Annotated in this window: 8 protein-coding genes; 2 read left to right on the forward strand and 6 right to left on the reverse strand. The window is 41.8% G+C overall.

The window, feature by feature from the left end:
* Positions 1-2283, reverse strand: a complete 2283-nt coding sequence (locus OCK74_RS21625; protein WP_279299177.1) for a PAS domain-containing sensor histidine kinase — start codon at positions 2281-2283, stop codon at positions 1-3.
* A 132-nt stretch (positions 2284-2415) separates the two neighbouring features.
* Here OCK74_RS21625 and OCK74_RS21630 point away from each other — a divergent pair, with 132 nt between their 5' ends.
* Positions 2416-4239 carry a glycoside hydrolase family 15 protein gene (locus OCK74_RS21630; RefSeq protein WP_279299178.1) on the forward strand — a complete coding sequence of 608 codons (1824 nt, stop codon included), beginning with the start codon at positions 2416-2418 and terminating at the stop codon, positions 4237-4239.
* A 41-nt stretch (positions 4240-4280) separates the two neighbouring features.
* Here the strand turns inward: OCK74_RS21630 and porY are convergent, their stop codons facing one another.
* From porY to OCK74_RS21650, 4 genes are all read right to left on the reverse strand, one after another.
* A complete protein-coding gene (porY, locus tag OCK74_RS21635) occupies positions 4281-5546 on the reverse strand; it encodes a PorY family sensor histidine kinase (RefSeq protein ID WP_279299179.1) in 1266 nt (421 codons plus the stop codon).
* Positions 5547-5564: 18 nt separating this feature from the next.
* Positions 5565-6242 (reverse strand): response regulator transcription factor, encoded by a 678-nt coding sequence (locus tag OCK74_RS21640; RefSeq protein WP_279299180.1) that lies wholly within the window; start codon positions 6240-6242, stop codon positions 5565-5567.
* A 103-nt stretch (positions 6243-6345) separates the two neighbouring features.
* Positions 6346-7836, reverse strand: coding sequence for a trypsin-like peptidase domain-containing protein (locus OCK74_RS21645; RefSeq protein WP_279299181.1), 1491 nt, complete (start codon positions 7834-7836; stop codon positions 6346-6348).
* An 860-nt stretch (positions 7837-8696) separates the two neighbouring features.
* Positions 8697-8906, reverse strand: a complete 210-nt coding sequence (locus tag OCK74_RS21650) for a hypothetical protein (protein ID WP_279299182.1) — start codon at positions 8904-8906, stop codon at positions 8697-8699.
* Between the two features lie 550 nt (positions 8907-9456).
* On the opposite strand from OCK74_RS21650, the gene OCK74_RS21655 reads away from it, so the two are divergent.
* Complete coding sequence (locus tag OCK74_RS21655; protein ID WP_279299183.1) at positions 9457-9663, forward strand: hypothetical protein; 207 nt, start codon at positions 9457-9459, stop codon at positions 9661-9663.
* 402 nt (positions 9664-10065) lie between these two features.
* Here the strand turns inward: OCK74_RS21655 and OCK74_RS21660 are convergent, their stop codons facing one another.
* Positions 10066-11085, reverse strand: a complete 1020-nt coding sequence (locus OCK74_RS21660; protein ID WP_279299184.1) for a metallophosphoesterase — start codon at positions 11083-11085, stop codon at positions 10066-10068.
* Positions 11086-11168: the final 83 nt, after the last annotated feature.

Consider the following 11168-nt stretch of genomic DNA (forward strand, 5'->3'; position numbering starts at 1 on the left):
TTACAACGCCGGTAAAAACACCTGGAAAGTAGCACCTTCGCCGGGTTCACTTTGTGCACTGATAAAGCCCTTATGGTTGGCTACTACTTTTTGAACAATAGCAAGGCCAACGCCGGTTCCCTCGTATTCCGACCGGCCGTGGAGACGTTGAAACACCTTAAAGATCTTTTGTGCATGCTCCTGTTCAAAACCAATTCCATTATCTGAAATTTCAATGCAGTAATAATTTTCCTTTGTCGTTGCAGGCAATGTTTTGCGCAGAGGATCTGTTTCCCCGATCAACCTGCACTTTATGATCACTTCCGGTCTGGTGCCTGGTTGCCGGTACTTAATAGCATTGCCAATAAGGTTTTGAAACATTTGCCTCAGTTGCCGGTCAATACCATGGATAGTGGGCAGGTGATCCACAACTATTTTTGCATCTGTTTCATGAATGGATGCTTCAATATCTTGCAATACGTTATGAATAATATCGTTCAGGTCCACTTGTTCAAGAACACCCGGATTCTTACTTACCTGTGAATAGGCAAGCAGATCATGGATGAGGGTTTTCATGCGGGCAGCAGCAGATTGCATCCGTTCAAACATCTGTCTGTTTTCATCCGAAAGCTGTGGTCCGAGTTCGATCTTCAGCCGGTCTGAGAAGGTGCGGATCTTACGCAAGGGCTCCTGCAGGTCATGAGAAGCCACATGTGCAAAATCTTCAAGGTCTGCATTCGACCGTTTTAACTCATCAACCAGGGTTTGTAATTGAAATTGAGTCTCTTTCGTCTCTGTAATATCTGTTATAACTATGATCAGCCGGTCTTTATCCATATTGGCTGCTGAAAACTCCAGCCATCTCTGAATTGGCGTGTGGAAGTGCTGCGTTTTAACCGGTGTGCCGGTTTCCAGGGTGGAAATTGCCAATTGGAATAGAGGGGAACAGTAAAAACCTGATAAGGCCTGGCTGACTGGTTTTGCCAGACGTAACTTATTAGGTATTTGAGTAATCTGCTCGGCGGCATCATTGGCAATAATACATTGCAAATCCTCAATCTTTCCATCATTGTTCCTTATTGCCTCATAAACTGTGATGCCGCTGGGAGAGTTTTTCAGGATGTTATCCACCAATATTTTCTGCTGTTCTATTTCAATGGCGGCTTCTCTTTGCCTGGTGATTTCCTGGAAAGTGACTACAATGCTATTGGTGCCTAATTTAACGGCAATAAAGTCGTACCATCTATTGAATGTCTGTGCATAATACATTTCCTGTCGATATACTTTATCCCGTTCGATGACCTGGGATAATAATTGAAAAGCTCCGCTTTTTGTATGGGGAAACAGGTTCAGGAATGATTTTCCTATAACCTGCTCAACTGGTTCTCCGGTGAGTTCCACATATTTTTGGTTGCAAGTGGTGAATATAAAATCTGCTACATTACCTTCATCATCTTTTACTGCTTCCAACACATAGATGCCGTTTAATGAAGCATTCAAAACGCCGTTCAGGTATTCCGATTGTTGTTGTAATGCCTCCTGTGTGTTCTTTATTTCGGTGATGTCTGATTGCATGATCAAAAAACCATCGCCAATTTTTACTACCGACATACGGAGCCAGCGTTGCATACGCAGAGAGAAAAAATCAAATGCAGCTGATGCACCTGTTTCCACGGTGTTGATATAACGTTGCAGGTATTCAGGAGCACCCACCACCTCAAGCAATTCTTTAAAGGTATAGCGGCTGCGCTCTTCTTCAGAGATTCCAGTTAATTGGTGGACAGCCTGGTTATATAATTTAATACGAAAATCGGAGATGTTTCCGGCTCCATCTCTTACCGCTTCATAAACCAGGATGCCCAAAGGTGCATTGTTTATAATGCCGTTCAGCAGGAGGCTTTTTTCCTGTTCATTACGTTCTGCTTCTCTTTGGGCCTTGCGGTCACGGGAAGTGCTCAATACGCCATCACGGAACTTTCTCCGCAGGGTTTCCACTTTTGTAATGGTACTGGTAGCATAAAATGTGTATTCATCAGGCTGCTCCGTTTGGTATACTTTTAAAAAGTTGCGAAAGTTTTCCTCCGCCGCCATTCTATGCGGGATACAATCGCGTTTGATATAAAGCCCCTTCAGGGAGCCATTGTGATGGTTAATCAGTTCATTTGCTTTTTGGTTAGCGTAGTGAATCTCGAAGTCAATGATATGGTCATTGTCATCTGTCACTGGTTTTGTCCAAATAACAGAGTCTGGCAAGCTCTCTAATACCTCCTCGTGAAAAGAATGTTCGTATGGGAATGTCTGCATATGATAAACAAGAGGCAGCAAAGTAAAATATCTTAAGTATATAACGATACTTTTTCTACCAGTTAATTAAAGAAAAAATAATGGCCAATTGGGCTGGAACGATGATTGCAGGGTAATCAATAAACGGCGATTATGGGATATCAGCCAATAGAGAACTATGGAATCATTGGCGATTTGAATACGATCGCATTAATAGGTTTAAATGGCTCTATTGACTTTATGTGTTTTCCCAGTTTTGACTCACCAAGCATTTTTGCAGCAATTCTGGATGATGAAAAAGGCGGGAGGTTTCAAATCTCACCTTTATTTGACGACGTCAAAGCAAAGCAACTGTATCTGCCAGATACCAATGTGCTGTTGACCCGCTTTCTGTCTTCTAAAGGTGTCGGCGAGATCACAGATTTGATGCCTGTGGAGGAATTATACAATGGAAAAGAACTGATTCGCCGGGTAACTACCGTTCGCGGTGAAGTGTGTTATCAACTGCGCTGCATGCCCCGGTTCAATTATGGAAGGAGCAGTCATCAAACAGAAGTGATCAGTGAAAATGAAATACTTTTTTCAAGTAATGGCGAAGATAAGACGGTAATCAGGTTGAAAAGCTCTGTACCACTGCAAATCAAGGATGGTGATGTGGTTTCGGAGTTTACTTTATCTGCGACGGAAAAAGCAGACTTTCAATTAGAACATGTTGATAAGAGGCATTCCGGGGAAAGGGACTTTGAAGCATTCATTACCGAAAGCTTGTTTCAAACTGTCAATTACTGGAAGAATTGGGTGGCGCAGTCAAAGTACCAGGGCCGCTGGATGGAGATCGTGAACCGTTCTGCTTTGGTTTTGAAATTATTGACTTCTTACAATTATGGCTCTATTGTAGCTGCTCCTACATTTAGCTTGCCTGAGACTATTGGCGGCCAGAGAAATTGGGACTACCGCTATACGTGGATCCGTGATGCCTCATTTACTGTATATGCATTGATAAGATTGGGTTATACAAAAGAAGCCGGTGACTTTATGAACTGGGTGGAGAAGAGCTGCCTGGATATCAAGGGACAGAAGCAAATCGGCATCATGTATTCAATCGATGGTCAAAGGCAGTTAAATGAACTGAAATTAGATCATTTTGAAGGTTATAAAGGGTCAAAACCAGTACGCATTGGTAATAATGCTTATAGCCAGCTTCAGTTGGATATCTATGGTGAATTGATGGACTCGGTTTATTTGTACAATAAGTATGGTAGTCCCATTGCTTATGATTTCTGGAAAAACCTGGAAAAGCAGATCGACTGGTTAAGTGATCATTGGAAACAGCCGGATAAAAGTATTTGGGAGATAAGAGGCGGCGATAAGAATTTTCTTTATTCACGCTTGTTATGCTGGGTTGCTTTCGATAGAGCCATCAAGATCGCGGCAGCACGCTCATTTCCTGTGAATGAACAATGGAAAAAAGAACGGGACACCATCTACAACAGTATCTATACTGATTTCTGGGATGAGAAAAAGCGTGCGTTTATGCAGTTTCCCGGCTCTGAAACTGTGGATGCTTCAACCCTGCTGATGCCGTTGATCCGGTTCATAAGTCCAAAAGATCCCAGGTGGTTGTCCACTTTACACAGGATTGAAAAGGAATTGGTGTCGGATTCACTGGTGTATCGTTACAGGTATGACCTTGCTGCTCCGGATGGTCTTTTCAGCCATGAAGGTACCTTTTCCATGTGCACTTTTTGGTATGTAGAATGCTTATCCCGTTCGGGGCAGTTGGAAAAGGCCCGTTTTTACTTTGAGAAGATGCTGGGTTATGCAAACCATTTAGGCCTTTATTCAGAACAGCTAGGATACCAGGGCGAACATTTAGGCAACTTTCCCCAGGCCTTTACGCATATGGGGCTGATCAGTGCTGCTTATAATCTAAACAAGCAGTTGAATGATAGCAGAAATAAGAATGTAAACTACTAAGCGCTCCTGAAGATTTGTTCTGTTTTACTCATTGATTACTCTCATCGCCTTTTGATACAAAACCTATGTATCCCGTGCTCCGCCTCATAAGAAATAGTCAGATGGTGGGTGTCTATAATTTTTTTGACAATAGAAAGCCCCAGGCCAGTTGATGATTCAGGACTATTAGCCGGTTTTTTAAATCGCTTGAATAAATATTGTGGGTCTATCTTAGGCAAATCACTGGTATTGCTGATGCTGTATTCCTGATCGCTGATGCTTATGTTTATATTGCCACCTGCCTTGTTGTATTTGATCGCATTTCCCAGCAGGTTACTGACCAGGGAATCGGCCAATAGCGGGTGGAGATTGATCATAAAGTTTCCAGTGAAGCTTGTATCTATTGTTATATCCTTGTCTTTGATCAATTCATCAAAAAGCTCCAGGTATTTTTTCGTGGTATCTGCCAGGCTAAGGCTTTTGGTAGTTTCATATTGGTTGTTCTCGATCTTTGCCAACAACAGCAGGGACTGAACCAGTTTGCTCAGGCGACTCAAAGCTGTAGTGGTTTGCAGGATCGCTTCTACCTGTGATTCATTCAGGTTGCTGTCCTGTAGGAGTAACTCCATTTTGGATTGCACTACGGCCAGTGGTGTTTGCATTTCGTGTGCCGCATTCTCGGTGAATTCCTTCATGTTTACATAATCACTGTAAATCTTTTGGGTCATCGTATTAAGCGAGGCATTCAGTTCATTGAATTCTGCAGTATCGGTTTGCTCAAAATGGATGTTCTCCAGTTTCTGCAACTCAATATTCCTCACCTTTTGGAGGGAAGACCTGAACGGCTGCCAAAGGCTTTTGCTGATGATCCAGTTGAAGATCAACGTGACAATAAATAACCCGATAAAAACAAGAAGCATGATCCATGTAACGTTGGCAACCAATGCAGTTTTTTGTTCCTGCGATCTGCGGATGGTAATCAGGTAAGGGGTGCCATTGATGGATACAACATGGGTCAATTGTCTTAAAGGTATTTGAACATCATCTTTTGCCCGGTAGCCATACGTATCGGATATGGAGGGAAACTCGGTAACAGGCTGTCTTACAGGATAAATGAGAATGTCGGGGGTTTGTAAGATAAAGTTGCCACCATTCCAGGTTGCGGACTCAACATATTCTATCCATTGGATTTCTTCATGAATGAGTTCCCTGTCAACCCGTTGATTGATTTCCTTGCTGAACTGATGGAACAGGAAGAACCCACCTGCTGCCAACAGCGGTATCATGGCGATCAAAAAATACAATGTCGTTTTTGTGAGTAGCTTCATGTTGGTGAATGGTGAACGTTAACTGTCTGTAAATCTATAGCCGGTGCCGTAAACTGTTTTGATATAATCTCCGCTTCCTGCATCGATCAGCTTTTTACGGAGGTTTTTGATATGGGTATAAATAAAGTCATAACTACTTACCTGTTCGTATTCATCACCCCATATGTGCGCAGCAATGGCTGCTTTGGTGAGCACACGCCTTTTATTGGCTATAAAATATTCAAGTAACTGGTATTCCTTGTCGGTAAGTTCAACAGCCTTTCCATTGACGGCTACCTGCAGCGCTTCCGGTTCCAGGCTGATCTCGTTGAACATTATGGTTTTATTGCCGCCAAAGTTGCGCCGGCGAATAATAGCATGGATGCGTGCATTGAGTTCTGATAAGTGAAAGGGTTTGGTAAGGTAGTCGTCCGATCCTAATTCCAATCCTTTCAATTTGTCCTCCAGTGCATTCTTTGCAGAAATAATAATAATACCCGTCTTGGATTCTACATTCTTTAATTCTTTTACGATGTCCAGGCCACTACCATAAGGCAAGCCTATGTCGACCACCACGCAATCATACTGGTATTGATGTATTTTGTCTATACCTGTTAAAAAGTCTCCTACAGCTTCACAGATAAATCCCTGATGTTCCAGGTAGGTTTGGATGGATTGCTGTAAAGCCTGTTCATCTTCGATGATTAAAACTTTCATATCTATAAAAGTACTGCTAACCTGTCATTGAAATAAAATTCCCCACCTCATTGAGATGGGGAATGTTCGGATAACCAAAACCAATCATCCAGCCTATAAGAAACTATTGTAAGTCATTCAAAGCATATTGGTATTCTCTGTCAGGTTGATTAGGATAAATCCCACTGATAATAGCGCTGCTTCCTGAATTACCTATTGCCTGCTTCAATTCTTCTACGGTACCTACTTTTTTGTTATTCACCTTAGTGATAATGAATCCTTCTTTGATCCTTGTCTGTTCAGCAATGATGCCATCTTCTATGTCTTTCACCACTACACCGGAAGAAATACCTAGCTGTGCTGCTATGTTTCTATCCAGGTTTTCAAAGGTAGCACCCAGTTGTTCGATAGCCTGTGCTTTTATGCTGGCATAAGTACCTGCATCTCCTTTCAGGGTTGCTGTTGTGGTCTTCTCAACCCCATCGCGTTGGTATGTCAGAGAGATCTTGTCTCCAGGACGTAAGGTGGCCACTCTTCCAAGCAATTCAGTACCTGTATTGATAACGGTGCCGTTGATCTTTGTAATGAAGTCGCCTTTCTTAATGCCAGCTTCCTGTGCTGCGCTTCCTTCAGCAACGTCCATTACGAATACACCATCTCCATCTTTTACATTGTTCTTTTGACGATCTTCCTCTGTCATTTGGTCGCTGCCAAACATGACACCAAGGAAAGCTCTTTTTGAGCTGCCATATTTGATGATATCGCCTGCCACTTTCTTCACCAGGTTGGAAGGGATGGCATATCCATAACCGGCATACGTACCCGTAGGAGAAGCAATAGCACTATTGATACCTATAAGATCTCCTTCTGCATTCACCAGGGCGCCACCGCTGTTGCCAGGGTTGATCGCCGCATCGGTTTGGATAAATGACTCAACAGGAGTCTTGCTTTGACGGCTGTTAATGCCTATACTTCTCGATTTAGCACTAACAATACCGGAGGTTACGGTTGTTTCCAGGTTCAAGGGATAGCCAATAGCGAGTACCCACTGTCCTAAATGAACGTCATCAGAGTTGGCAAATGCCAGAGCGGGAAGGTCCTTAGCTTCAATCTTGATTACTGCCAGATCGGTGCTGGGGTCTTTGCCGATTACTTTTCCTTTATAATCTTTCCTGTTGTTGAGGGTAACGGTTACTACGTCCGCACCATCAATCACGTGGTTATTAGTTACAATATATCCGTCAGGGCTGACAATAACGCCAGATCCCGAAGCTCTGGATTCAGGGGTAGAAAATGTGCCTCTGCCGCCGAAACCTTCTCCGAAAAATTCATCAAAAAGGTCCATAGGCATGTTGGGATTTCCTGATACCTGTTTTGCTTTCGTTACTGTCTTGATATGTACTACTGTCGGAACAGCTTTATTCGCTGCTTTTTCGAAATCTACTATTGGGCCGGTTGCCGGTTGCGAATAGCTGGCTTCCTTAAAAGTAGAAGAATCCCCGGGGCCACTCACTGCCTGGTCATTTCTCTTTTGTAACTGCCCATAACCCCAGATACTTCCTACGGAAGTCGCTGCAATGACTAAAGTTGCTGCTAGTGATTGTTTTAATGTCATGGTTATATTCCCTTTTTATTTTATAATGCAATCTTACTCTCCACTTCTGAAGCAATTCTGTAGAAAACTGTAAAAGGGGAGTTAAAGGAATGACGAATGGTCAATGGTGAATGGTCAATTGTGAATTGGAGGAAAGAGAGAAGGCGGGTAGAATGATGAATAAAAAGGGAAGTGTACAATGAGGGGGGCAAAACTTGGAAAGTGGAGGTTGGTTTTGTACCTTTAGACTTAGTTCCATTGACTCCGTTCAGGGCTTTTTAGGGCGTTCTGCCTGTAGGTTGTTTTCCCCTTATTTATGAGCATTTGCTCAATTCAGATCGAAGCATAGTCGAAAGATGGTCGAAGGATGGTCGAAGGATGGTCGAAGTAGCCTAGCCTTAAGTACGGCTGATGTATAGCTAAAGTACGGCTTAGGTATGGAGTTGGTACGGAGTATCTATGGGGTAAGTAGAGAGAATGGATGGGTACTGTTGGAATATCCTAGCCCTACTTTAAGTATACTGTATCTATACTGATGGTATACTGAAGCAACGGAAGATGAATTATTGGAAACCTGGATTTAGGAGGTTAGGGGACGGGAACGATGGGGGAAATTTGCATTTTCATGCTTTATCCTGGGCTATGGTAGGGCGTATCTAGGGAGTATCCATACTCCAAGTATGCTCCTGCAACGAGGAAGACCTGGATTTTGGTGTACAGAATGAAGGGGAGAGGGAGTTGGAGATGATGGTGTTAAAGGATATCATTATAGCAAGCAATCCTTTTCATATTGGCAAGCAATTCTTCTTTGTGGAGTGGCAGGCAATCTGTCGCGAAATGCGATACTTTTTAGTTTTAATAATGGTACTTGTAAAAGGGGATTACAATCCTCTGTAACCTTTGATGTGGCCTCTTTGAGACAGTATCTCAAGCTTCAAGGAATTCATTTCACTGGCAGTAAGATACTGATCTAAAGTTTCTTCCTTCTGTTTGGTGAAATTCTCAACTTGTTGTCCTTTAAAGGGCGTTTCGTTACTGGTGGTTAACGATACTACTGAAGTTTGGTTGTGTACGTGTGCGTTGCTTATCATAAACTTGGTTTTATAAAGGGATTAATTGCCTGACCAACCTTTTTAAACTAAGGCTTGCCAATAGGCGTTTCGTATGGTTAAAACTCGTTAGCAATTTCGCTTAGGTACAGAATCATCCTGAACAACTCTTTGCAAGTTGCCACAGTGCGATCATAAAGATTAAGGATTTGGGAACGGGAAGCAGCTGTTGGGAAAAATGAAAGGTGGTTCTTGTTTAATCTTACAGCTCTTAGTTGTTTCTGTTGTTTAAATCTGGTGCAAAGGTATTCTGTATACAGTATATATGCAAATTTTAAATGTTTATATTTTGCTAATAAGAACGAAAATTATTGAGTTTACGTAGTGTTTGTAAGGAAAAGATGTAAAAAAACATGAGAGAATTTATTTGTTTACTGTGAGAGGAAATAAAAATATATATTATGATATTTGACGTTGCAACATCGAGCTGTTGTATATCATAGAAACTCAAATAGGGCACCCCTGTTTGTTTGGCAAATTCTATATACTTAGGGTTTACATAGCGGAGGTCACCATTCAAATTCATTATTTCATGGTTGCCCAGGATATAAAGAAATGGGAGTTGGGTGTCTGGAAATGGGAGAGGGAGGTGGAGATGATGGTACTAAATGATATCATTAAAGCAAGCAATCCTTTTCTGATTGGCAAACAATTCTCTTTTGTAGAGTGGATTGCCAATCAGAAAAGGATTGCGATACTTTTTAATTTTTATAATGGACTTGTAAAAGGGGAGCTATAATCCTCCATAGCCTCCGATAAAACTTCTTTGAGTCAGGACCTGGAACTTCAAGGATTTATTTTTAATGGGAGTAAGAAATTGACTAAAAGATTCTTTCTTCTGTTTAATGAAATTCTCTACTTGTCGTCTGATGAATTGCCTGATGAAGGAAGTCTTGTTAATGATTGTTAACGATACTAATAAAGTTTGGTTATGAATATGTGTGTTGTTTTTCATATAGTAATTTGTTTTTGGTGGAAAATCTATCTGAACAACTCTTTCCCAGTTGTCACTGTGTAATCATAAAGAATAAGGATTTAAACCTGTTATAAAGGTACCTAAAGTAGAGCTTGTATGCTCATTTGAAATGTTTATGATTTCCTAAAAGGAAAGATATTGAGGTTGCGTGGCGTTTGTAATTTTTTATTGTTGATTCTCCACCCCAGCCACATTCTTTGTTCCATCCTCCAACAGTTCTTTCGCTCCCTGCAGATTTACCTTATAATACTTTTTATTATCTACCAATAGGCCCTCAGATGCTCCTTTGGCGTGCGGCACATCCACATTGATGATTTTACCGTCATAAAAAGTACTGATGCGTTCAACAGGGGTATGGCCAAGAATGATCTTTTTTACCTGGAAAATCCTAAGGGTTGAATCTACTTGTTCTTTTGTTGCCAGTGGCGCCATAAAGTATCCCCTGTACCATAAAGGTCCATCATCAAGAAGCAGGAGCTGTTCTACTTGCGGCATAGATTCCGCGGACCTATCATAGTAGTTCCGGGCCAGGATGTTGATGGAATCAATACTATGTCCCAGTTGGTTTATGTACTGCGAAACGCCACCATGAACAAACAGCAGGTCGCCGATCTTTTCCATCATGTTTTTTGTGCGCAGCCAGCGGCCCAGTTCTGTTTGGGTGTCATAGAAACTCAAATAGGGCACCCCTGTTTGTTTGGCAAATTCTATATACTTAGGGTTTACATAGCGGAGGTCACCATTCAAATTCATTACTTCATGATTGCCCAGGATATAGTGCACCTGGCCACCTGTTTCTTTTGCTTTTTCCTCCAGGTAGTAAATCAGCCAGAGGCATTCTGTTACCTGGCTGCCGCGGTCGAAAACGTCGCCTACTATTACCAGTGCTCCTTTGTCAAAAGTCCAATTAAAGTTTTTATCCATAACGCCCCCGGCCTGGAGGATCTGTTTAAAATATTCGTACTGTCCTTCTATATCCGAAACCACAAATATTTTAGAAGGACTTTTGTAAATGGCTTTTTCTACTTTGTATTTCTTTTTTAGCGGTACGCTGAAGTCGGGTAATTCTACCGTAGATTTTCTTGCGTTGGCCTGGTACTGTAAATGTTCATAGAATGGTACCTGGGCCCCAGCCGTCAAAGATGTACAACACAGGACAAGCATTATAAGGAGTACCTGTTTCATTGGTATTTATATTTTATATCTTCTTCTTCTTATTAAGTTACTAAACAATTTACTCATAGACGTTCTTTTGTTGTTGAAAGTTG

Source organism: Paraflavisolibacter caeni, from assembly GCF_025628885.1.
Taxonomy (GTDB): Bacteria; Bacteroidota; Bacteroidia; order Chitinophagales; family Chitinophagaceae; genus Flavisolibacter; species Flavisolibacter caeni.